Annotated in this window: 27 protein-coding genes; 22 read left to right on the forward strand and 5 right to left on the reverse strand. The window is 42.8% G+C overall.

The features are described 5' to 3' along the window. Window positions 1-30 precede the first annotated feature (30 nt). Together B808_RS05895 and B808_RS05900 are read right to left on the reverse strand one after the other, a co-directional pair. A complete protein-coding gene (locus B808_RS05895; RefSeq protein ID WP_035422497.1) occupies window positions 31-735 on the reverse strand; it encodes a type 1 glutamine amidotransferase in 705 nt (234 codons plus the stop codon). After that, window positions 735-2,087 carry a Mur ligase family protein gene (locus B808_RS05900; RefSeq protein WP_035422498.1) on the reverse strand — a complete coding sequence of 451 codons (1,353 nt, stop codon included), beginning with the start codon at window positions 2,085-2,087 and terminating at the stop codon, window positions 735-737. The genes B808_RS05895 and B808_RS05900 overlap by 1 nt, the downstream gene beginning before the upstream one ends. A gap of 173 nt (window positions 2,088-2,260) precedes the next feature. On the opposite strand from B808_RS05900, the gene B808_RS05905 reads away from it, so the two are divergent. The 22 genes from B808_RS05905 to B808_RS06010 all read left to right on the forward strand — a co-directional run bounded on the left by B808_RS05905 (window position 2,261) and on the right by B808_RS06010 (window position 21,345). After that, on the forward strand, window positions 2,261-2,875 hold the full coding sequence (locus B808_RS05905; RefSeq protein WP_035422500.1) for a thymidine kinase: 615 nt from the start codon (window positions 2,261-2,263) through the stop codon (window positions 2,873-2,875). 1 nt (window position 2,876) lies between these two features. Continuing rightward, window positions 2,877-3,983 carry a peptide chain release factor 1 gene (gene prfA, locus B808_RS05910; RefSeq protein WP_009166509.1) on the forward strand — a complete coding sequence of 369 codons (1,107 nt, stop codon included), beginning with the start codon at window positions 2,877-2,879 and terminating at the stop codon, window positions 3,981-3,983. Next, a complete protein-coding gene (gene prmC, locus B808_RS05915) occupies window positions 3,964-4,824 on the forward strand; it encodes a peptide chain release factor N(5)-glutamine methyltransferase (protein ID WP_009166510.1) in 861 nt (286 codons plus the stop codon). The genes prfA and prmC overlap by 20 nt, the downstream gene beginning before the upstream one ends. 14 nt (window positions 4,825-4,838) lie before the next feature. Next, window positions 4,839-5,858, forward strand: coding sequence for an L-threonylcarbamoyladenylate synthase (locus B808_RS05920; protein ID WP_009166511.1), 1,020 nt, complete (start codon window positions 4,839-4,841; stop codon window positions 5,856-5,858). Between the two features lie 46 nt (window positions 5,859-5,904). Further along, on the forward strand, window positions 5,905-7,146 hold the full coding sequence (gene glyA, locus B808_RS05925; protein ID WP_009166512.1) for a serine hydroxymethyltransferase: 1,242 nt from the start codon (window positions 5,905-5,907) through the stop codon (window positions 7,144-7,146). Between the two features lie 59 nt (window positions 7,147-7,205). After that, on the forward strand, window positions 7,206-7,832 hold the full coding sequence (gene upp / locus B808_RS05930; RefSeq protein WP_009166513.1) for a uracil phosphoribosyltransferase: 627 nt from the start codon (window positions 7,206-7,208) through the stop codon (window positions 7,830-7,832). Between the two features lie 219 nt (window positions 7,833-8,051). Beyond that, complete coding sequence (atpB, locus tag B808_RS05935; protein ID WP_009166514.1) at window positions 8,052-8,762, forward strand: F0F1 ATP synthase subunit A; 711 nt, start codon at window positions 8,052-8,054, stop codon at window positions 8,760-8,762. Between the two features lie 15 nt (window positions 8,763-8,777). After that, on the forward strand, window positions 8,778-8,990 hold the full coding sequence (gene atpE, locus B808_RS05940; protein ID WP_009166515.1) for a F0F1 ATP synthase subunit C: 213 nt from the start codon (window positions 8,778-8,780) through the stop codon (window positions 8,988-8,990). Window positions 8,991-9,029: 39 nt separating this feature from the next. Next, the gene (gene atpF, locus B808_RS05945; RefSeq protein WP_009166516.1) at window positions 9,030-9,545 is read left to right on the forward strand and encodes a F0F1 ATP synthase subunit B; all 516 of its coding nucleotides are present in this window, start codon (window positions 9,030-9,032) and stop codon (window positions 9,543-9,545) included. Beyond that, window positions 9,532-10,077, forward strand: coding sequence for an ATP synthase F1 subunit delta (gene atpH / locus B808_RS05950; protein WP_009166517.1), 546 nt, complete (start codon window positions 9,532-9,534; stop codon window positions 10,075-10,077). The genes atpF and atpH overlap by 14 nt, the downstream gene beginning before the upstream one ends. Before the next feature lie 29 nt (window positions 10,078-10,106). Next, window positions 10,107-11,633, forward strand: a complete 1,527-nt coding sequence (atpA, locus tag B808_RS05955) for a F0F1 ATP synthase subunit alpha (protein ID WP_009166518.1) — start codon at window positions 10,107-10,109, stop codon at window positions 11,631-11,633. Between the two features lie 20 nt (window positions 11,634-11,653). Continuing rightward, window positions 11,654-12,568 carry a F0F1 ATP synthase subunit gamma gene (locus B808_RS05960; protein WP_009166519.1) on the forward strand — a complete coding sequence of 305 codons (915 nt, stop codon included), beginning with the start codon at window positions 11,654-11,656 and terminating at the stop codon, window positions 12,566-12,568. Window positions 12,569-12,590: 22 nt separating this feature from the next. Next, window positions 12,591-14,000, forward strand: coding sequence for a F0F1 ATP synthase subunit beta (gene atpD, locus B808_RS05965; protein WP_009166520.1), 1,410 nt, complete (start codon window positions 12,591-12,593; stop codon window positions 13,998-14,000). A 12-nt stretch (window positions 14,001-14,012) separates the two neighbouring features. Continuing rightward, window positions 14,013-14,438 carry a F0F1 ATP synthase subunit epsilon gene (locus B808_RS05970; protein WP_009166521.1) on the forward strand — a complete coding sequence of 142 codons (426 nt, stop codon included), beginning with the start codon at window positions 14,013-14,015 and terminating at the stop codon, window positions 14,436-14,438. 183 nt (window positions 14,439-14,621) lie between these two features. Next, a complete protein-coding gene (locus tag B808_RS05975; protein ID WP_009166522.1) occupies window positions 14,622-14,849 on the forward strand; it encodes a DUF1146 family protein in 228 nt (75 codons plus the stop codon). A gap of 21 nt (window positions 14,850-14,870) precedes the next feature. Then, on the forward strand, window positions 14,871-16,145 hold the full coding sequence (murA, locus tag B808_RS05980; RefSeq protein ID WP_009166523.1) for a UDP-N-acetylglucosamine 1-carboxyvinyltransferase: 1,275 nt from the start codon (window positions 14,871-14,873) through the stop codon (window positions 16,143-16,145). 64 nt (window positions 16,146-16,209) lie between these two features. Beyond that, the gene (mreB, locus tag B808_RS05985) at window positions 16,210-17,244 is read left to right on the forward strand and encodes a rod shape-determining protein (RefSeq protein WP_009166524.1); all 1,035 of its coding nucleotides are present in this window, start codon (window positions 16,210-16,212) and stop codon (window positions 17,242-17,244) included. Between the two features lie 8 nt (window positions 17,245-17,252). Beyond that, on the forward strand, window positions 17,253-17,522 hold the full coding sequence (gene yidD / locus B808_RS05990; protein WP_009166525.1) for a membrane protein insertion efficiency factor YidD: 270 nt from the start codon (window positions 17,253-17,255) through the stop codon (window positions 17,520-17,522). A 4-nt stretch (window positions 17,523-17,526) separates the two neighbouring features. Then, window positions 17,527-17,742: a DUF2969 family protein gene (locus B808_RS05995; RefSeq protein ID WP_009166526.1), complete on the forward strand. Its 216-nt coding sequence runs from the start codon at window positions 17,527-17,529 to the stop codon at window positions 17,740-17,742. A 24-nt stretch (window positions 17,743-17,766) separates the two neighbouring features. Further along, a complete protein-coding gene (locus B808_RS06000) occupies window positions 17,767-18,963 on the forward strand; it encodes an FtsW/RodA/SpoVE family cell cycle protein (protein WP_009166527.1) in 1,197 nt (398 codons plus the stop codon). 119 nt (window positions 18,964-19,082) lie between these two features. Then, window positions 19,083-20,216, forward strand: a complete 1,134-nt coding sequence (locus B808_RS06005) for a D-alanine--D-alanine ligase family protein (protein ID WP_009166528.1) — start codon at window positions 19,083-19,085, stop codon at window positions 20,214-20,216. A 238-nt stretch (window positions 20,217-20,454) separates the two neighbouring features. Beyond that, entirely contained in the window at window positions 20,455-21,345 is an 891-nt protein-coding gene (locus tag B808_RS06010) for a helix-turn-helix transcriptional regulator (RefSeq protein ID WP_009166529.1), read from the forward strand. A 43-nt stretch (window positions 21,346-21,388) separates the two neighbouring features. Here the strand turns inward: B808_RS06010 and B808_RS06015 are convergent, their stop codons facing one another. The 3 genes from B808_RS06015 to B808_RS06025 all read right to left on the reverse strand — a co-directional run bounded on the left by B808_RS06015 (window position 21,389) and on the right by B808_RS06025 (window position 23,505). After that, the gene (locus B808_RS06015) at window positions 21,389-21,877 is read right to left on the reverse strand and encodes a universal stress protein (RefSeq protein ID WP_009166530.1); all 489 of its coding nucleotides are present in this window, start codon (window positions 21,875-21,877) and stop codon (window positions 21,389-21,391) included. Between the two features lie 61 nt (window positions 21,878-21,938). Further along, window positions 21,939-22,226 carry a hypothetical protein gene (locus tag B808_RS06020; RefSeq protein WP_009166531.1) on the reverse strand — a complete coding sequence of 96 codons (288 nt, stop codon included), beginning with the start codon at window positions 22,224-22,226 and terminating at the stop codon, window positions 21,939-21,941. Between the two features lie 4 nt (window positions 22,227-22,230). Further along, window positions 22,231-23,505 (reverse strand): replication-associated recombination protein A, encoded by a 1,275-nt coding sequence (locus B808_RS06025; RefSeq protein WP_009166532.1) that lies wholly within the window; start codon window positions 23,503-23,505, stop codon window positions 22,231-22,233. Window positions 23,506-23,517: the final 12 nt, after the last annotated feature.

The following is a 23,517-nucleotide window of genomic DNA, read 5'->3' on the forward strand; positions in this document are numbered from 1 at the left end:
CTTCCTGTTAGCTAACAGGAAGTTTTTTTATTAATATCCAGAAATTTGAACCTGGTTTTTCATTTCCGTAAAGTCTGTATCAGGATATTTGGTTTCTAACGCTTGAAACATCATATGGACAGCAAAGTTACCATTGCGAGCCATAATGGGACCGTGAAAATAAGTGCCAGTAGTGTTTTTGTAGACAGCTCCTTCGGTTCCGTCGGTTCCATTATTTCCATAGCCCTTAAGAACCTTTCCTAATGGGTGCTCATTTTTACCCAAATAAGTAACTCCTTGGTGATTTTCAAAACCATGATATTCTTGACCCGTGGCAGCATTTTTAATGAGAATATCACCGATAAACCGATGTTCATGTTGCTGTTCGGTATAGTGATTCATAGCACTGATTCCTGGAAGCTTACGTCCTTCGGCATCAACGTAGTACTTTCCTAGCATTTGGTAGCCACCACATACCGCTACGAGGGGTTTGTTTTGTTCAATAAATTTAATTAGTTCCTTTTTTTTGGTTTGTAAATCTTTAGCAACAATACTTTGTTCAAAATCTTGTCCACCACCAAAAACCGCAAAGTCATATGCATCTGCCTGAAAATCTTCCTCGAGGCTAACTACTTTTGAAGTAACGGTGACTCCGATTTGTTTAGCATAAAATTGCAAAACTAGGATATTACCAATATCTCCATAAGTGTTCATTAGATCACCATATAAATGGGCAACCCGAATTGAGAATGACATTATTTTTTCACTCCTTTGATATAACCTTTTTTAGTGAGGATTGCGCGGACCTGCATCATGGCGGTGTAGGTAGCTAAGATATAAACTTTTTTAGTAGGCATATTAGGAATATCTGCTACTACTTTTTCTAAGTCCGGTTGAATGCGATGTTGTTCAGCTGGCACTCCAGCAACTTGCAACCGTAAAGTAATGTCTCGATAACGTTTGCCACCGGTTTCAAACTGTTTGATGTTCATATTAGGGAGCCGTTCGAACTCGCCGTCCCAGATCCAACTGGTATCGATACCGTCAGCGTAGTTGGCATTTAAGAGGCCAATAAATGAAAAGGGTTCCGATTCGGTTGCGAGGAGGTCGATGACCTGATTAGTTCCAACCGGATTTTTAACCAAAATGATAGTGACTTCTTTGCCAGCAACATTAATTTCTTCCTGACGACCAAAGATTCGTTGGTTAGTCTCAAAAGCATGTTTAATCTGAGTGGGATTAATTCCGACTTCGCGACCAACTGCATAAGCAGCTAAGGCATTATAGATATTGTAAGTTCCACCAATTTCAATTTGATAAGCATGGCCATCAATCATAAATCGCGAGTTAGTTGGAGTTTTTGCACTGATTTCATTCACGCTAAATTTAAGGTCCGGTCGTTTGAAACCACAGTGCGGACAGAAGTAATCTCCCAAGTTGGCATAGGTGATGTAATGAAAATGGATAATGTGCTGACAAACGGGACATAGGACTCCATCAGTATTTGGAGCAGCTTTCCGGTCGTCTGTAGCCGCTTGGTGCTTAATTCCATAGTAAACTTGTGGATTAGGTAAATCTTTGGAGTTAAAGATGGCCTCATCACCGTTAGCAACTACCAATGCATCAGGAGCCAGTTTGATACCGTCGATGATTTTTTGGTAAGTAGTGTAGATCTCGCCGTAGCGATCAAGTTGATCTCTGAAGATGTTGGTTAGGACAAACATTTTCGGGCGTAATTGCTCGACAATTGGCTTGACATTGGCCTCGTCAACTTCAAGAACCGCAATTCCCTTTTTACCAGCAGTAGGCCGGCTGCTTTCTAGAAAAGTAGAGACAATTCCTTGTACCATATTTGAACCAGTTTTATTGGTCAAAACCTTATCATATTTTTCTTGGAGGACTTGGACAATCAAAGCGGTCGTTAACGTCTTTCCGTTTGTTCCACTGACAATGATGACGTCATAGTTTTTGCCTAGTTCATGCAAAACATCTGGGTCAATTTTGGTTGTGATTTTACCGGGTAAGGAGCTTCCACCCCCCATAAAATTATGCAGAAACCAATATGAAGATTTTCCTGCCATTGTTGCTAGGTTACTTTTAAGCGACATGGGTGTTTCACTTCCTTTGCTAGGATTAGTAGAGTTCAATTATGTAAGATTTTAGCATAAAACCCGACTTACGCCTAAAAAAGCATTTGTAGAACTAGTAAAAAATAATCACTGCACGAACTGGGCAAATTAGCTATAATAAAACAGGAATGAACATAGAAAAAGGTGATATTTTGGCACAACTTTTTTTCCGCTATGGTGCGATGAATAGTGGCAAGTCGTTTGAAATTATCAAAGTGGCACACAATTACGAAGAACAAGGGAAACTGGTTTTTTTAATGACCAGTGCGCTTGACACTAGATCGACCGCAGGGATGATTGAATCACGAATTGGTCCCAAACGTCGAGCCTATTCCTTAGCACCAACAGCAGATGCCTATGAGATTATTGCTAATGCTCAAGAGCAGCACCACCAACGTGGTTCACATTTAAGTTGTGTTTTGGTTGATGAAGCCCAATTTTTAACTGAAAGCCAGGTCAAAGCTTTGGCGCGCATCGTTGATCAGCTGGACATCCCCGTCATGGCTTTTGGATTGAAAAATGATTTTCAAAATCAGTTATTTTCTGGTTCGCGGGCATTATTGTTGTATGCAGATAAACTAGAAGAGATGAAGACCATCTGTTGGTTTTGCGAGAATAAGGCAATTATGAACCTACGAGTCCATGACAATCGTCCGGTTTACGTTGGGGAACAGGTCCAGGTTGGAGGTAACGAAGCATACTACCCAGTTTGTCGCAAACATTACCAGGCTCCACCCCTCACAATAAATACCCCCAAAGGAGAATAGTATGGCTGATGATCAGACTAAACAAATTTACGACAAATTACAGTCCGTCTCTGATCGCTATGACGAATTAAATGAATTAATTAGTGATCCTGAAGTGATCGCTGATACGGAACGTTTTATGAAACTGTCCAAAGAAGAAGGAAGTTTGCGAGAAACGGTTGAGACTTACAACCGCTATCAGCAAGTGACGAATGAATTAGCGTCAGATCAGGAGCTTTTGCAAGAAAAGCTGGATGACGAGATGAGTACCATGGTAAAAAGTGAGCTTGCTGAATTGGAAACAGCCAAGACCGACTTGGAAAATCAGTTGAAATTATTGTTAATTCCAACTGATCCAAACGATGAGAAAAATATCATCATGGAGATTCATGGGGCTGCTGGTGGCGACGAAGCTAGCTTGTTTGCTGCTGATTTATATAATATGTACGTTAAATATGCCGAAAAGCAGCATTGGCAAGTTGAAATTATTGATGAAGCCGATACTGAAGTTGGTGGATTTAAAGAGATCGTATTGATGATTACTGGTTCAAAAGTGTATTCCAAGTTGAAGTATGAAAACGGAGCACACCGAGTGCAACGGGTTCCAGAAACCGAATCAGCTGGGCGGGTTCATACTTCAACGGCAACCGTGGGTGTGATGCCTGAAGAAGAGGATGTTGACATTCAACTTGATCCAGCAGATATCCGTACGGATGTCTATCGTTCTTCAGGAGCCGGTGGACAACATATCAATAAGACCTCTTCAGCTGTTCGAATGACCCACCTGCCAACTGGAATTGTTGTAGCGATGCAGGATGAACGTTCTCAACAACAGAACCGGGCCAAAGCTATGAAGGTCTTAAAAGCACGAGTCTACGATTATTACAAACAAAAAGAGGAAGACCAGTATAATGCCCAGCGGAAGTCGGCTGTGGGAACGGGAGATCGCTCCGAGCGAATTCGAACTTATAATTTTCCACAAAATCGGGTCACTGATCATCGAATTGGTTTGACCCTCAATAAACTCGATAAGATTTTAGATGGCGATTTGGACGAAATTATCGATGCATTGATTGTTTCTGATCAAGCCGATAAATTGGAACATTTAAATGACAATCCCGAAGCTTGATTTTCCGGTAACTGTTTTTTCGGCGTTGAAATGGGCTACAGCCTCCTTACAACAGAGTGGACAGCAACCAACCGCTGCTAAAGAACTGCTTCAGGGACTTTTGGGCTGGAATTTAACCACCTTAGTGGCTAATTATCGGACCCAGTTGTCAGCAACCCAGCGGGATCATTTTGAACAGGTCGTGCGCCAGGCTTGTCAAGGACAACCAGTCCAGTACATTTTAGGGCAGGCGCCTTTTTATGGGCTGGAATTGCAAGTGAACCCGGCGGTTTTAATTCCTCGTCCTGAGACAGAAGAGTTAGTTGATTGGTTGTTGCATGATTATGGGACTAGTCGTCTTCGACTGCTCGATTTGGGAACGGGGAGTGGAGCAATTGCTTTGGCTTGCAAACATGAACGGCCGAATTGGCAGGTGCTGGGCAGTGATATTTCAAAAGCAGCTTTGCAGGTGGCCCGTCAAAATGCCACTGCCCTAGGATTGGATGTGACTTGGCAAGAAAGTGATTTGTTTCAAACCTTGCAAGGTCAACGGTTTGAAGTTGTTATCAGCAATCCGCCCTACATTGCTAATTGTGAGCGCACGGTAATGGACCAACAGGTGTTAGACTACGAGCCCAGCCAGGCGTTGTTTGCTTCTCATCACGGATTGGCCTTTTACCAGCGCATTGCTAATGAGATTGCCACTTACTTGACAAGACCTGGAACCCTCTATTTAGAAATTGGTTATCGGCAAGGGGTCGCTGTCCAAAGGTTATTGCAGCAGGCTAATCCAACGGCGCAAATAGGGTTGCAGCAAGATTTGGCAGGTCATGATCGGATGATTAAAATGAAGCTGAGATAGGAGCAGGTCTAAAAATGGAGACAAAGATTTATACCGCACAAGAATTATCAGCTGCCGCAGCTCAACTACGAGCAGGTGAGTTGGTGGCGTTTCCGACCGAAACTGTTTATGGCTTGGGGGCGGATGCCACTAATACGGCTGCCGTCAAAAAAGTATACCAAGCCAAAGGGCGTCCGAGCGATAATCCGTTGATTGTGCACGTAGCTGACGTTGAAACAGTGACTCAGTATGCCGCAACGCTTACGCCAACGGTTAAAAAATTAATGGATCAATTTTGGCCTGGGCCCTTGACAATTATTTTGAAATTAAAACCGCAAGCGCTTGCGGAAGTTGTAACTGGAGGACTATCTACGGCTGCTTTTCGTAATCCCCGACAGCCCCTGACCAATGCATTGATTAAGGCTGCCGGCGTTCCCCTGGTAGGTCCATCAGCTAACACTTCGGGAAAACCAAGCCCAACGACAGCGGCACATGTCTATCATGATTTGCACGGTAAAATTGCTGGAATTCTCGATGCAGGACCCACGGAAGTTGGAGTTGAATCGACGGTTTTGGATATGTCAGCAAAGACGCCAACGATCTTACGACCAGGAGCGGTTACACGTGCTGACTTACTGCCGCTTCTTGGCGAAGTCTTAGAGCAACAGCCACTGGTTGGCAAAACGGAGATTCCGAAAGCACCAGGAATGAAATATACGCACTATTCACCTGCAGCGGCAGTTCAGATCGTCGATGACGATCAACAGTGGACTCCAGCCACTGCTTGGATAGCAACCCAATCCGACCCAGTGGGGGTTCTTGCGACTGAACAACAAATTAACATGCGAAAATGGCCGAAGAATGCCCACGTTATTTCTCTGGGGACTGATATTAATACAGCGAGTCAGCGTTTATTTGCGGGATTGCGCCAATTTGATTTGCAGCCAGAGATTAAACACATCTTAGTAACCGCCTTTCCTCGGACGGGACTGGGTGATGCTTATATGAATCGCTTAGAAAAAGCGGCTGGTCAGAAACATTTTATTTCATTATAATTATTGTAACTACAATTGCTAGAGTTTATGAAATGAGGTTAGGACTATGGCATATGATTATCAAATCGATGATCCCGAATTATGGGATGCCATCACAGCAGAAAAGCACCGACAAGAAGATACGATCGAACTAATTGCGTCAGAAAACATTGTTTCGAATGCGGTTCGTGCCGCTCAAGGTTCCGTCTTAACCAATAAATACGCTGAGGGGTATCCAGGCAAACGTTACTATGGAGGCTGTCAAAATATTGACGTCGTGGAAAATTTGGCAATTGAGCGTGCCAAGGAGTTGTTTGGAGCTGAATACGTTAACGTCCAACCGCACTCGGGCTCTCAAGCAAATGAAGCTGCTTATGCGGCATTTTTAAAACCGGGTGATGTGATCTTGGGGATGGATCTTAATGCTGGGGGACATCTGACGCATGGTGCGAAAGTTAGTTTTTCAGGTCAGATCTATCAGTCCTATGCCTACGGATTGAATCCGCAAACGGAACGGTTGGATTATGAAGCCATTGCAGCTCAGGCTAAAAAAGTGCATCCCAAAATGATTGTAGCAGGGGCATCTGCCTATAGTCGGACAATTGACTGGTCAGCTTTTCGCAAGCTTGCCGATGACGTGGGGGCCTACCTAATGGTTGACATGGCCCACATTGCTGGCTTAGTTGCCACTGGACAACATCCAAGTCCCATTGGGATTGCAGACGTGGTGACCACTACAACCCATAAGACGTTGCGTGGTCCACGGGGTGGAATGATTTTGTCAATGGCTAAGTTCGGAGCAAAAATCAATTCAGCGGTCTTTCCTCGCACGCAAGGTGGTCCTTTGGAACATGTCATTGCGGGGAAAGCAGCAGCTTTTTATGAGGCACTGCAACCTGATTTTACGGCTTATACAAAGCAAGTGATCGAAAATGCTCAGGCAATGGCCGATGAATTTGCTAAATCGCAAGAAGTTCGAGTCGTTTCTGGAGGGACGGATAATCACCTGCTGACCATTGATTTAACGAAGACAACTCTTAATGGAAAAGAGGCACAGACGCTCTTAGATTCAATTAATATCACTACTAACAAAGAGGCATTGCCAAATGAGCAACGTAGTCCGTTTGTTACTAGTGGGGTACGCTTGGGAACCCCAGCCATTACATCACGTGGATTTAACACAGCTGATACCCGCTTGGTTGCTCGCTTGATTATTCAAGCGGTTGAACACCCAACTGATCAAGCTGGTTTAGCTGAAATCAAGCGGTCAGTACACCAGCTATGTGCTGCCCATCCGATTACGAGATAATCGGTATGCAACCTGTGATACAATTACTAGCAGTTTAGAAAGAAAGGGGAGTGGTTTGGTTGATTAAGTTTCACGTAATGGATCATCCGTTGATCCAACATAAACTAAGCATTATTCGAGATAAAAATACCGGAACCAACGAATTTCGCGAGGTCGTAAACGAAATTGCTAACTTAATGGCCTTTGAGGTTACAAGAGATATGCCATTGAAGGATGTTGAGGTGGAGACCCCCATGGGAAAAGCCCGAACCCAAAAATTAGCTGGGAAAAAGGTGGCAGTTATTCCAATTTTGCGGGCTGGAATTGGAATGGTTGATGGCATTTTAGACTTGATTCCAAGTGCCCGGGTTGGTCATATTGGGATGTATCGTGATGAGAAGACGTTTGAACCTCATGAATATTTTGTAAAGCTCCCTTCAGATATTGAAGAACGGGAGGTATTGGTTGTTGACCCGATGCTAGCCACAGGAGGTTCGGCCATTATGGCAATTGATGCTCTGAAAAAGCGCGGTGCCCAAAACATTAAATTTGTGTGCTTAGTAGCAGCTCCAGAAGGAGTCCAAGCCCTAGAGGCGGCGCATCCGGATGTTGATATTTACGCAGCAGCACTTGATCAAAAACTTGACAATGGATACATTGTTCCGGGATTAGGCGATGCAGGTGATCGCCTGTTTGGAACAAAATAATTTTCTAAGGTAGAATCTTGTGATTCTGCCTTTTTATAAATGCACTCAAGTCACTGATTTTGCAAAATAATTGCTTTGTGTTTTCTGCGATTTGGTGGTATCATTCTCATTGAATTTTAGGTTTGTCTTTTTCAAGTCGAATCTAAAATAATTGACTAGTAGCATGTGAATTTGCGTGCTGCTCAGTTACTAGCTAATTGGCAAAAGAGGTGATAAATAGTGGAGGCAACTCGTACTTTTCAATTTTTAGGGCTGACTTTTAACGTTGGGAACATGATTTCCGGTGTGATTGTAGCCGCGATTGTTTTAGGGTTGGTGTTTATTTGTTCGCGTCATTTACAAATGAAACCCAGTGGCAAGCAGAACTTACTTGAGGCAATGGTTGATTTTACAAATGGAATTGTTAAATCAACCCTGCCAAGTGGTTCAACGCGCAGTTATGGTTTGTGGGCCTTTACCTTATTCTACTTTATCCTGATATCCAATTTGCTAGGATTATTCCTACATATTGAGGTCGGTGGAGTGGTCTATGTTAAGAGCCCAACTGCAGATCCAATTGTAGCGATGTCATTTGCACTAATGTCACTGCTACTGGCCCAGTATTCAAGTGTGAAAAAATTGGGGTACAAGGGTCATTTTGCGACATATATGCAGCCAATTTCTTTTTTGTTACCAGTTAACTTAATGGAAGAGTTGACCAACTTCTTGACGTTGGGAATCCGGGTTTACGGTAATATATTTGCCGGTGAACTGTTGGCAGGACTAATTGCTAAATTAGCCTTTTCTGGTGGAATTTTGACCTTTGCGGTCTCAGTACCGTTAGAGTTGGCTTGGCAAGGATTCTCGGTCTTTATTGGCTGTATCCAAGCGTATGTTTTTGTAACGTTATCATGTGTTTATGTTTCTCAAAAATTATCGATTGAGGAATAAAAAGGAGGACTAACAATGGGAGCTATTGCTGCTGGAATTGCTATGGCTGGTGCCGCAATTGGTGCTGGGATTGGTGATGGAATTTTAATTTCAAAAATGCTTGAAGGGATGGCCCGTCAGCCTGAACTTAGTAACACCTTGCGAACGAACATGTTTATTGGGGTTGCCTTAATCGAAGTTATGCCAATCTTGGCCTTCGTTATTGCTATGCTAGTAATCAACAAGTAATAGCGGCGCCTTAATTAATTACAAAGGAGGTGTCAATAGATGTTTACACATTTGATTGTTGGAGCAACTTTTAACATCGGTGATGCACTTTTTTATGCAGTGCTCTTTATCATCTTGATGTGGATAGTTAAACTGGTTGCTTGGAAGCCCATCACGCAACTGATGCAAAATCGAGCTGATAAGATTTCGTCTGACATTGACTCAGCCGAGACAGCTCGCAATAATGCGGCGGCGCTTGAAAAAAAGCGGCAGGCTGCCTTACAGCAGTCCCAGGCTGAGGCAAGTGATATTATCGCTCAGGCGCAACAGTCTGGTGATAACCGACGTGCAGAAATTATTAGTACTGCGCAGGCGGATGCCCAAACACTGAAAGCTAATGCTCAAAAAGACATTCAACAACAGCAACAAGATGCATTGGTTAATTCCAAAAATAATGTCGCAGACTTATCTATTGAGATTGCTTCCAAAATCATCCAAAAGAATCTTACTGCTGCCGATCAAAAAGCTTTGATTGATTCTTACATTGAAGGGTTGGGTAGTCATGAGTCTAAGTAAACTAGACGTTGCCAAACGCTATTCTAAGGCATTATATGAAACCTTGAGTGCTAACAATCAAATTTCAGCGGGGCAAGCCGATTTAAATGCATTAAAGTCGGTTTTTACAGCTAATCCAACCTTGGTACAAGCATTAACGAGTGTTGGCTTAACTCATTCACAAAAAGTAGCACTTTTAAACCCCCTGCTGACAGCAGCTGATACCCCATCTGTTTCTAAAATGGTGCAGATGTTGTTTGATTATGGTCGTATTGATGATTTGGTTGCGGTCGTAGATCAATTTAATGATCGCTATAATGACGAACACGGCATTGTCCGGGCCACGGTAGCAACGGCGGTGCCACTGGATGCTCTGCAACAGGCTAAAATTGCACAAGCGCTTTCAAAACGGCTTCAGGTGCAGCACGTTAACCTAGATGTCAATGTCGATCCAAGCCTAATCGGTGGCTTAGTAGTACATTCGGCGGGAGTAATCTTTGATGGTAGCGTGCGGACAAAGATTCAACAAATGCGACAGTTGTTGCTGTCTTGAGATCCAGATATTAAAGAGGTGAAACTTTTATGAGCATTAAAGCTGAAGAAATCAGCGCACTAATTAAGAAACAATTAGACGGTTACCAAGATGAGTTAACGGTTGCAGAAACAGGGATTGTTACTTACATTGGTGATGGTGTTGTTCGAGCTTATGGTCTTGATAATGCGCTGTCTGGAGAACTTCTTGAGTTCCAGAACGGCGTTTATGGAATGGTTCAAAACTTGGAAAGCAATAACGTTGGGATTGTAGTGCTTGGTGATGATACCGGGATTCGCGAGGGTGATTCTGTCAAGCGAACTGGGCGCATCATGGAAGTTCCCGTCGGAGAAAATTTAGTTGGTCGTGTGGTTAATTCTCTGGGTCAGCCAATCGATGGGAAAGGTCAGATCACGACAGAAAAAACTGCTCCCATTGAACACAAAGCACCTGGAATCATGGAACGCAAATCAGTTGACCAACCGCTACAAACCGGAATTAAAGCGATTGATGCGCTAGTTCCGATTGGTCGGGGTCAACGAGAACTAATCATTGGGGATCGAAAGACCGGTAAAACTTCGATTGCAGTTGATACGATCCTTAATCAAAAAGATCAAAATATGATTTGTATCTATGTAGCCATTGGTCAAAAAGATTCAACCATTAAGCAACAGGTTGAAACTCTTCGGCGCTTTGGAGCCTTAGATTACACCATTGTTATCACGGCAGGACCATCAGAGCCAGCACCACTGCTCTATGTTGCTCCTTATGCCGGGGCGGCCATGGGTGAGTATTTTATGAATAAGGGTCGCGATGTCCTGATTGTTTTTGATGATTTAACGAAGCAGGCCAATGCTTATCGGGAACTCTCCTTGATTTTACGACGGCCACCTGGTCGAGAAGCTTATCCAGGAGATATTTTTTACACCCACTCGCGGTTATTGGAACGAGCAGCTAAGCTGAATGATAAACTTGGTGGTGGCTCAATGACAGCGCTCCCAATCGTCGAAACTCAGGCGGGAGATGTATCAGCCTACATTCCAACCAATGTGATTTCCATTACTGATGGTCAGATTTTCTTAAATTCAGACATGTTTTATTCTGGCGACCGCCCAGCGATTGATGCGGGAACTTCCGTATCTCGAGTTGGTGGTGACGCTCAGATTCCAGCTATGAAAAAAGTTGCGGGGACCCTGCGAATTGACTTGGCTTCTTATCATGAGCTCGAATCTTTTGCACAATTTGGGTCTGATCTTGATGAAGCTACGCGCAGTAAGCTTGATCGAGGAGCCCGCACCGTTGAGGTTTTGAAGCAAAAATTGCATGATCCAATCCCGGTAGAAAAACAGGTATTAATTCTTTACTGCCTTACCCATGGATATCTTGATAAATTACCGGTGGATGACGTTTTACGTTTTCAAACCGAACTTTTCCATAATTTTGATGATTCCCATGCTGATTTGTTACAGCAAATCAAAACAACTGGGAAGTTACCTGATGAAGATGCACTGAAAGCAGCTGTTTCATCATTTATGGAGCTTTTTAAACCTTCGACACCTGCTAGTGCAAAGCAATAAGTGAAGGGAGGTTATGAAACATGGCCGCTTCAATGAATGAAATTAAGCATCGGATCGCATCGACCAAGAGTACGCGCCAGATTACTGACGCAATGCAAATGGTTCAGACGGTTAAGCTAAATCAGATTCAGGGACAGACCAAAACGTACAATGAATACGTGGCGAAGATTAAAGCCGTTGTGATGCATCTTGCAGAAACACACATGCTTGACAAGCAAAAGCCAAAACAACCGCAAACCGGACCGACTAAGACCGGCTATTTGGTAATTACCTCTGATCGTGGGATGGTTGGTAGTTATAACAGTAACGTATTACGTGGAACGAATAATTTCATTAAATCCCATACACCTAACAAAGATAATTACGTATTAATGGCCGTTGGTAGTACTGGTGCTGATTTTTACAAGAAAAATAACGAAAACGTTGTTTATGAATATCGGGGCGTTTCTGACATTCCAACCTTTACCGAGGTAAAGGAAATTGTGAAGACAGTAACTCAGATGTATGATGACGGTGTTTATACCGAACTCTATGTTTGTTACGAGCACTTTGTAAACCGAGTTCGGGCCGATTTTGTAACAGAGCGTCTCTTGCCCATGGATCGTGAATCTGTAGAGGAAAGTATGCAAGGAGCTAATGGCGCTGGATCCAATGTTCGTGCACAGGTTTTGTCGGCTGAGTACGAAGTTGAACCAACTGAGTCGGAAGTTTTACAGTCAATCTTGCCACAGTATGCCGAGAGTCTGGTCTATGGAGCAATTTTGGATGCTAAGACTTCCGAACATTCTTCGAGCTCGATGGCAATGAAATCAGCTACAGAAAATGCAGATGATTTAATTTCTAGGTTACAGTTGACCTATAACCGGGCTCGGCAAGCAGCCATTACGACAGAAATTACTGAAATTACAGGTGGTCAAGAGGCTTTGAATCACTAAAGATAGGAGGGATTAGCACATAATGAATACTGGTAAAGTTGTCCAAGTAATTGGTCCAGTTGTTGATGTTGAATTTCCTCTCGATGGCGATTTGCCAAAAATTAACGATGCATTACGTGTACAAAAAGGCAATGATCAGGTTTTGGTGACTGAAGTAGCCTTGGAACTTGGTGACGGTGTGGTACGAACGATTGCCATGGACGGAACTGATGGTTTACAGCGTGGAATGCAGGTTGATAATACTGGAGCTCCAATCGAAGTTCCGGTTGGTAAGGAGACCCTCGGTCGAGTATTTAACGTCCTTGGAGAGACGATTGATGGTGGACCTGAATTTGGACCAGAAGCAACTCGGTGGGGAATCCATCGGGATGCCCCCAAATTTGATGATATTAATCCGTCTGCCGAGGTTCTTGAAACTGGAATCAAGGTTATTGACTTATTAGCGCCCTATATTCGGGGTGGAAAAGTTGGATTATTCGGTGGAGCTGGAGTTGGTAAGACCGTTTTAATTCAAGAATTAATTCATAACATTGCCCAGGGGCACAACGGAATTTCCGTGTTTACCGGAGTCGGTGAACGAACCCGTGAAGGTAATGATATGTACTTTGAAATGAAAGGTTCGGGTGTTTTGAACCAGACCGCCATGGTGTATGGACAAATGAACGAGCCACCTGGTGCACGAATGCGGGTCGCCTTGACCGGTTTGACGATTGCCGAATACTTTCGTGATGAGGCTGGTAAAGATGTATTGCTCTTTATTGACAATATTTTCCGCTTTACGCAGGCCGGGACGGAAGTTTCAGCCCTCTTAGGCCGGATTCCATCGGCGGTTGGGTATCAACCAACTTTAGCAACCGAAATGGGGCAGCTACAAGAACGAATCACTTCCACTAAAAAGGGTGCCATTACCTCGATTCAAGCGGTGTACGTGCCAGCTGATGATTATACTGATCCGGCTCCTGCAACAACTTTTGCGCATTTGGATGCTACGACTAATCTGGAGCGTTCGCTGACTCAACAAGGAATTTACCCAGCGGTTGATCCGTTAGCTTCTACTTCTTCAGCGGTTGATCCAGAGATTATTGGAGAAGAGCACTTTAATGTAGCCAGTGAAGTTCAGCATGTTTTACAGCGGTATCGTGAGTTGCAAGATATTATTTCAATTCTGGGAATGGACGAATTGTCGGATGAAGAACGAACCATTGTTGGTCGGGCTCGTCGGATTCAATTCTTCTTGTCACAACCATTCTCAGTTGCCGAGACCTTTACGGGGGTTGCTGGAAAATATGTTTCTGTTAAGGATACCGTAGCTGGCTTTAAGGGGATCTTGGATGGTCAATACGACTATATTCCCGAAGATTTCTTTAGAAACTGTGGCCCCATTGAAGACGTTGTTGATAAGTACAAGGCTAGTCAACAAGCTAACCAGTAAGGAGGGATCTAATTGGCTGATAAAGCAGTATTAGCAGTTAGTATCGTTACCCCTGATGGTGAAGAATATACCAATCAAAACGTTGAATTAGCAGTTGTGCAAACTAAATCTGGGGATTTAGGAATCATGCCTAATCATATTCCGGTCATTGCGGCTTTGAAAATCGCACCGGCTATCTTCAAATTTGGGGATCAACAATCTGATATTCTTGCAGTTAATGGTGGTTTCATTGAGTTTTCAAACAATGAGTTGACGATTGTCGCTGATAGTGCGGAACCCAAGAATAAGATTGATGTAAATCGGGCTGCCAATGCTAAGGAACGGGCCGAACATGAACTCGAAAAAGCTCGTAATTTACATGATACTGATACGATGAATCGAGCTGAAGTAGCACTGCAACGGGCTTTAAACCGAATTAACGTTGCAAATCGCAGATAGGGTTTGCAATTGGACTAAAAAACACTTTCGTTAGGAATCTGATCAATGTTTAGCAGGTTCTTACAACAAAAGTGTTTTTTTGCTGTAGTTGGGGTTATTTCAGCGAGGGGCACTATCGCTAAACTCGGACAAGTGATTGATACTATGCTAAAATGAACGTTAGAAAAAGTGGAGGAATCGGCAATGAATGTATTTGGAATGCAGGCGTTAATCGGGGTTATTTGTCAGTTGTTTTTCGTAGGAATTGCTTTTTGGGCCATTCAGGGAATTCATTTTGAACGATTTTTACCCATTCAGGAACGCCAAGGAAAGATTTTAATTGTTTTATTAGCAATCGTGATTGGATTTACCTGCAGTTCATTTTTCCTCTCCTTTATCGACAATCTTAGAAATTTAACGTTATTATTTTAAGGCGATTAGGAGAAATTAATTATGGATAAAATCGTGGTGCAAGGTGGTCATCCTTTGACGGGAACCGTGAACGTTGAAGGAGCAAAAAATGCAGTTTTACCGATTTTGGCGGCCGGAATTTTGGCTAGTAGCGGTCAAACAAGTCTGACAAATTGTCCTATTTTGTCAGATGTATATGTGATGAATGACGTATTGCGAAGTTTACAGGTTCACGCAGATTTTGAAGAGGCGCAGCATCAGATTACTTTGGATGCGACTGGTCAGCTAAATTTTGAAGCACCATTTGAATATGTTTCGAAGATGCGAGCTTCCATTGTCGTCTTAGGACCACTCTTAGCCCGCTTAGGGCATGCTCGAGTTGCATTACCAGGTGGTTGTGCAATTGGTTCACGTCCGATTGACATTCATTTGCGGGGCTTTGAAGCGATGGGAGCGCAAATTGAACTTCATGAGGGATATGTTGATGCCACTGCTCCTGATGGACTTCATGGAGCTATGATTTATTTTGATTTTCCAAGTGTGGGTGCAACCCAGAATATCATGATGGCTGCGACTTTAGCTGCTGGTAAAACGGTGATCCAAAATGTTGCCCGTGAGCCCGAAATCATTGATTTAGCAGAATTGTTGACTGAAATGGGAGCTAAAATTACTGGAGCTGGGACGGATACGCTCGAAATTGAGGGGGTAGCAGCGCTCCATGGAGCTAACCATCGAATCGTCCAAGACCGGATTGAAGCAGGAACTTTTATGGTTGCTGCGGCGCTAACTAAGGGGAATGTGCTTGTAAAAGATGCCATCAGTAATCATAATCAGCCATTGATTGCTAAACTACGAGAAATGGGAGTTACGGTGACGGCAGAAGCAACTGGTCTACGGATTATTGGGCCAGATGAACTTTTACCAGTCGAGGTTGAAACGGCTCCCTATCCAGGATTTCCCACGGATTTACAACCCCAGATGACGGTTTTGCAGTTGGCTGCGAACGGAGTTAGTACCTTAACTGAGAATGTTTTTGAAAATCGGTTTATGCATCTAGATGAGCTTCGCCGGATGAATGCAAAATATGAAATTAAGGGTGATAGCGTAATTTTGCATGGCCCGACGAAATTTGAAGGGGCTGAAGTTGCAGCCACTGATTTGCGTGCCGCTTCGGCGTTGGTTTTGGCTGGTTTGGTTGCTTCAGGAGAAACAGTTGTGACCAACCTACAGTATTTAGACCGCGGTTACTATCAATTGGAACAGAAACTTAGTAATTTGGGTGCCAATGTTAAGCGGATAAACGATCCTCAGGACTAGGAGGGATTGTTTTTTCGCTATGGTATAATGGTCTTGAGTAATTTTTAATGGAGGTAAATTTTAAATGGCTGAAGATATTGGGATTGATTTAGGAACGGCCAATGTGTTGGTGGCTGTTACTGGCAAGGGTGTTGTTTTGAACGAACCGTCGGTTGTTGCCGTGGACACCAAGACAAACAAGGTCTTAGCAGTAGGTAAAGAAGCCTACGAGATGGTTGGTCGGACTCCAGGAAATATCAAAGCAATTCGCCCATTAAAAGATGGGGTCATCTCTGATTTTGACATTACGGAAGAGATGCTGACTCATTTTATTAGTAAACTAAATGTAAAGGGATTTGTTTCAAAACCCAAGGTAATGATCTGTGCACCAACTAATATTACGAATATTGAGCGTAAAGCAATTATTGAAGCAGCGCAAAAAGCAGTTGGTGGCGAAGTTTTCTTAGAGGAAGAACCCAAAGTTGCAGCGGTCGGGGCCGGAATGGATATTTTCCAACCAACTGGTAGTATGGTTATTGATATTGGGGGAGGAACTTCTGATATTGCTGTAGTTTCATTAGGTGACATTGTCGCTAGCAAATCGCTTAAGATTGCTGGAGATGTGATGAATCAAGATATTATTGACTACATGAAACAACACCATAAGATTGTAGTGGGTGAGCATACGGCGGAAAAAATCAAAAAAACGATTGGAACTGCTAAAGCTTCTAGTTCAAATGACCAGCATATGGATGTACGGGGTCGTGATGCGGTCACGGGGATGCCAATTTCGGTTACGATTACTAGCAAAGAGATTGCAACGGCGTTAGCTGGAACGATTGAGCAAATTGTGAACGGGGCTAAAAACGTCTTAGAAACCATTCCACCCGAGTTAGCAGCTGATATCATTGATCGCGGTATCATGTTAACCGGTGGTGGCTCGATGCTAGCGGATCTTGATCAAGTAATCTCTGATGAATTAACCGTTCCAGTGGTGATTTCTGAGGATCCCTTAGAAAACGTCGCCAAGGGTGCGGGGGTTCTTCTAGACCATATGAGTAAAAGCCAGCCTCAAAAACAACGACGCCGATTCAATTTATTTGGAAATCGTAAAGCTTAGGTGCACTTTTGCAACCAATATTAATTAAATTGATTTCTTGGTATCAAACGGCTATTTCGAAACGAACACCAGCTCGTTGCCGTTATTTTCCAACTTGTTCGAACTACGCTCTGACAGCGATTAAACGGTTCGGAGCGTTGCAAGGGAGCTTGATGGCAAGTGCACGGGTTTTACGTTGTAATCCATTTGTGCACGGTGGTTTTGATCCCGTACCGATCACCTTTAGTTTATGTTCAGAAAAAACCCGCCAAAAACGTAAAAAGATGAAGGGAAATTAGTTTAATGTCCAAAAAAGAAAAAAAGATTGAGGTTCGCGTGCTTGCTGACCCAAACCAAGAAAACCAACAATTGGTGCAGATTAAAAATGAGACAATTGGGGTCATCACACAGCAAGCGGATCGTTTTGATTGTGTGGTTGGCGATCGTCATTTTCATGAAAAAACTAGTGCGGCAGCGCTGCAACAAGTGGTAAGTGAATATAATCTGCATCAACGTTAACCAGCATATTAAGGGGTGTTCAGTTTGTTTCGAAGAGGATCAGTAACAACTGATAATCGGATTGATTGGAGCATTATTTTTTGTGTGCTAATGCTGGCCTTGATTGGGCTAGGCTCAATTTATGTCGCCGCTTCGCATGACACAGGAACTACTTCAGTGGTTAAAGCAGTTGTTTCACAATTGATTTGGTATGCGATTGGGACGATTGCCATCGTAGTGATTATGCAATTTGATTCCGAGCAGCTCTGGAAACTGGTTCCGTATGCCTATGGGGTGGGACTGTTTTTATTGTTTGCCGTATTATTTTTGTATAGTCGTTCGTATTTTGTGCAAACAGGAGCCAAAAGTTGGTTTGCAATTGGACCGTTTACTTTTCAACCTTCCGAAATTATGAAGCCGGCCTACATTTTGATGGAGGCCAAGGTCATTACGGAACATAATCACAACCAGCCGGTTCACACGATCAGGGGGGACTGGAAGTTAATTGGTAAGCTGCTCTTGTGGACCTTACCGATTGTCATACTATTAAGATTACAAAATGATTTTGGTACGACCGTAGTATTTTTGGCGATCCTTGGGGGATTGCTCATTGTTTCCGGAATTAGTTGGAAAATCTTAGGACCGGGGATTCTATTGTTCATAGCAATGGTCGCAACCGCGGTTGCATTGGTGGCCACTAAACCGGGACGGGTATTTTTAGGTCATTTGGGATTTCAGGATTATCAGTTTGCAAGAATTGACAGTTGGTTACATCCAGCTTCTGATTCTAGTAACCAGGGCTTTCAATTGTGGCAAAGTATGAAAGCAGTTGGTTCTGGGGGATTAACCGGGACGGGTTTTAACGTCTCAAAGGTATATGTACCTGTACGAGAATCCGATATGATTTTTTCCGTGATGGGAGAAAATTTTGGTTTTGTTGGTGGCACGTTATTAATTCTACTGTACTTCTTATTAATCTATGAGATGATCAAGGTGACTTTCCAGACTAAAAATGTCTTTTATGCTTATATTTCTACTGGTGTCATTATGATGATTTTGTTCCATGTGGTTGAAAATATTGGCATGAGCATTGACCTAATTCCCATGACAGGGATTCCATTACCATTTATTAGCCAAGGAGGATCTGCTCTGATTGGTAACATGATTGGAATTGGGCTAATTATGTCAATGCAGTATCATAATCAAAGCTCGATGTTCAGTACCGAAAAACAATTTTCTTAAAAGTAACCGCTCTAGATTGAATTGATCAATTTAGAGGGTTATTTTTTTAATGCGTCTTTTGTGGTGGGGTGGTATACTTAGGGTTCTAGAATATGCGAATGGTAAGAAGGAGAAAAGCAATGACGAACAAATTACATGTAGCATTAATTTTTGGGGGCGACTCGTCCGAACATGATGTTTCAAAGCGATCAGCTCATAATATATATGATGCTATGGATCAGAATAAGTATGATGTGAGCCTCTTTTTAGTGACTCGTTCAGGGATCATTTTGAGTGATGCAGATTCACGCAAGGTGTTTGCTGGTGAAAGTGAAGAACAGGTGATTGCTAATGCCCAGCAGAAACCAGCTGATTTCCCCCTAGCTCCGATTATGGAGCTAAACAGCGTAAAAAAGATTGATGTCTTTTTCCCCATTATTCATGGTAATTTGGGGGAAGATGGAACCATTCAGGGATTATTGCGATTGTTAAAGACTCCGTACGTTGGTAGTGGAACAATGGCTTCTGCGATGGCTTACGATAAGGATATTACGAAAAAATTATTAAATGAATGTGGAGTTCGTAATACCAAATATGTTTTGATTACGGCGGCTAACCGGCGTCAGTGGGATTATCAGCAGCTGACGGAGCACTTGAATTCAACAACCCTCTTTCTCAAACCGGCTCGCCAGGGCTCTTCCATTGGGATTCATCAGATTAATAATCAGGATCAATATGAAGCAGGACTCGAAGATGCTTTTCGTTACGATGATAAGATTCTGATTGAGGAAGCAATTGAAGGTCCAGAAGAAGTCGAGATTTCGATTCTTGGCAATGAACATCCCCAGGCTTCCAAATTAGGAGCAATTAAGGTACCAAAGGATGATGGTTTTTACACCTATGATAATAAGTTTGTGGATGCTAGCCAGGTTGAATTCACCATTCCAGTTCAATTGCCAGATGAGGTAACCGCAGAAATCACGGAAATGGCGCTTAAAGCATACCGAGAACTCGAATTAAAAGGGATGGCCCGGATTGACTTTCTTGTTTCCAAAAACCTGACACCTTATTTTGGTGAAGTAAATACACTTCCTGGATTTACCAATATTTCACTATATCCACAACTCTGGGAGGCTTCTGGGATTAGTTACTCAGAATTAATTGATCGATTGATTCAGCTGGCTCAAGATGAGTTTGTTCGGCAACAAAAGCTTCTGCATGATTTTAAACCGTTAAAACAAGGGGACCAAAAGAAAGTCTACCGATCAAGATAATGAAATGTTTTTCAACCAAAAAAACCACTGTCTGCTGATAGTGGTTTTTTTAATAATCAGAAAGAATAATTACATCAAAGACCAAAGGCTTGGCGTAGTTATCAATAGCCAGGTTTACTTACCAAAACACATTGACATTAGTTTGAGTTACTTTCATAATTTTTGATGGAAAAATTATTTATAATTTTATAACTTTTATTGCCATCTGGCTAATTTATGCAGAAAGGAATTAAAAATCGTGCTTTTACCCTCACCAGCAGTGTTGCAACGTTTAGGAAAATTAGTCAGGCAACACCGCCAAGAACTACACATGTCACAAGCAGAATTGGCAAAAGGGATTTGTACTCAGACGACAATCAGTGCACTTGAGAATAATGGCTGCTTTAATAAATGGACGATTGTGCCTGTCTTATTGGAGCGGCTTCAAATCAAACTGCAAGAGTTAGAAAAGGAAACAAATTATCATTATGGGGTTCGGCAACTAAATCAAATCGAGCTGGACTTGTTAACCTATCGGTTTCATCGAGCCCAACGACGGTTAATCCAGTTGAAATTTGAAAATTTAGAGGGGACCTTACTGCGGGCACGTTATTGGTGCGCTCTAGGATTTTGCCAGTTGTTTACTGACGGATCTTTAGATGATGCAACCATGAATTTTAGTCAAGTACTACAAAATCAGCAAAAGATTATTGATCAACTGCTGTTAGGCTGGAGCCATTTTGGAATGACAGTTGCTTATCAGCGGCTGGGTTTTTCCAAACAAACTCACCGATCGATTACGCAAGCAAGCCGATATTTAGAGCTCAGTTTTACCAGTTTGAAAACGCAACAGGAATTATTTGATAGCATTCGGTTGTCGGTTTCGATTGTTGCGTTTGCGCTGCAACTACAAGAACCGCAACTGGCCCAGCGTGAATGTCGGTTAGCTCTCCAGTTGTTACAGCAACAATACTCGGATTATGGCTTGTCTGAGCTTTACTATTTAAGTGGGTTGAGCCATCGGCTGTTGGATCAGCAACAAGGCGCTCAGACTGATTTGTCAAGGGCAGCGGGACTTGATTTTTTACCAACAGCAGTTAATCTAAAACACCTGCAGCGTAAATTATCCAAGCTTTGTTGTGAAAGTTAAAATAAAATCCGCTTAGAAATCACTCTAAGCGGATTTTTAACAATTATTCGACTTTTTTACTAGCTTGTTTGGCAGAAATGGAATCACCCTTCATCGTCGTCCGGACGACGAGTACATCGCACTGGGCATTTCTAGTTACATACTCAGTGACCGAACCGACTAGTAGGCGGGCAACCGCATTCAAGCCAGTTGCTCCAATCATAATGAGATCAGTTTGCATTTGCTTAGGCAGATCCTTGGCGATAATCGTTTTAGGAGCACCATACTCAATCGAATAATCACCTTGCTGGATCCCAGCAGCATGGGCTTCTTTTACATATTTTTCTAAACGTTCTTTGCTTTCGCTAGTGACATCGTTGATAATTTCGGTGTCGAAACTAGAAATATCCTGAAAAGTTCTTGTATCGATGGCATGGACAATGTGTAAATGAGCATTGTTACGTTTTGCCACGGCGATGGCTTTCTCAAAAGCAGCTTCAGCGCCGTAAGAACCATCAACAGGAACCAAGATGTTCGTGTATTCTTGTAACATGATTAATCACCTCACTATTTAATACCATCAGTGTAATGCAAATTTCGTGGCTTTACCACAATTATTTTTTGTTCATAAATTGAATAATTAAAAGTTCCGGAACCACACAACCAATACAGCCCAGGATCAAGACAATGAGAGTTAAACTGGTACTCTGCAATAGGGCAGCCAAAATTCCGATGACAGCAATCAACAAGAGGGCACTGCCACTGATTTTTAAAATTTGTTGGAGGGCTGGCTGGTTCTGCGGATAAAATAATAAAAATGATTTGTTTTGGTGAGTAAGAAAAAAGATGCCGTTAGCGGCTAATAAAAATGAAAATAAAAACACAAGAGCATTTAAAGCCATCTTTTTATTCCTTTCGCTGAGCTGCTCGCAATTTTTGATATTGAAGCGCTAATGCTTGTTCAAATTTACCATTTTGTTTCGGTTTGTAGTACTGATCGTTTTTGATGCGGTCAGGTAGGTACTGTTGGGCGACCCAGTCGTTTGGAAAATCATGTGGATATTGATAACCGACATGTCCCAACTGCTTAGCGCCCTGAAAGTGCGTGTCTCGAAGATGAGCGGGAATCTCACCGTAGTCCCCATGCTTAATGCGCTCGGTGGCTGCTTGAATCGCTTGGATCCCAGAGTTTGATTTTGGTGACAAGCATAGTTCAATAATGGTGTCTGCAATTGGAATCCGAGCTTCTGGTAATCCAATCCGATCACAGGTGGTAACTGCTGAGACGGTCCTTGCAGCCGCAGCGGGATTGGCCAGACCAATATCTTCATATGCGATCACTAACAGCCGTCTAGTAAGGGAGTTGATGTCGCCAGACTCTAATAACCGAGCGGCATAATGTAAAGCAGCATTGACATCGGAGCCGCGAATTGATTTTTGAAGAGCTGACAAAACATTATAGTGAGCATCTCCATTTTTATCTTGGGTTAGGGCTTTTTTCTGTAGGCAAGCTTCGATATCTGCCAATTGCAGATGAATTTTTCCAGTGTTTGTTTTAGGGGTTGATTTAGCCGCTAATTCAAGGGCATTTAGAGCGCTACGGAGATCGCCGTTAGTACTGTGAGTCAAAAAATTTAGAGCCGCTTGATCTAACTGGATGGGTTCTTGACCAAGCCCTTTTTCCTTATCTTGGAGGGCGCGCATGACTGCTGTTTCAATGTCGTGGCTTTCAAGCGGATGAACTTGAAAAATTTGAGTACGGGAACGAATGGCGGGACTAATATTGATGTAGGGATTTTCAGTCGTTGCGCCAATCAAGATGATTTGACCGCTTTCTAATAAGGGTAATAAAAAATCTTGCTTCGCTTTATCTAATCGATGAATTTCATCAAGCATTAAAACCACCGTACCACTGAGTTTTGCCTCTTCAGCAACGATCTGTAGATCTTTTTTAGTGTCAGTGGCAGCATTTAAGATGCGAAAGGCATACTTTGATGAACCGGCAATGGCACTAGCAATACTAGTTTTTCCCGTTCCAGGTGGTCCATATAAAATCATGGAAGACAGTAATTTAGCGGTGACCATCCGATTAATAATTTTACCAGGCGCCACTAAGTCTTTTTGACCGACGATTTCTTCTATCTTGGTAGGTCGCATGCGGTAGGCAAGGGGTTGTTGCATAAAAGTCCTTTC

Source organism: Fructilactobacillus florum 8D (assembly GCF_000512295.1).
In the GTDB taxonomy this organism is placed as follows: Bacteria; Bacillota; Bacilli; order Lactobacillales; family Lactobacillaceae; genus Fructilactobacillus; species Fructilactobacillus florum.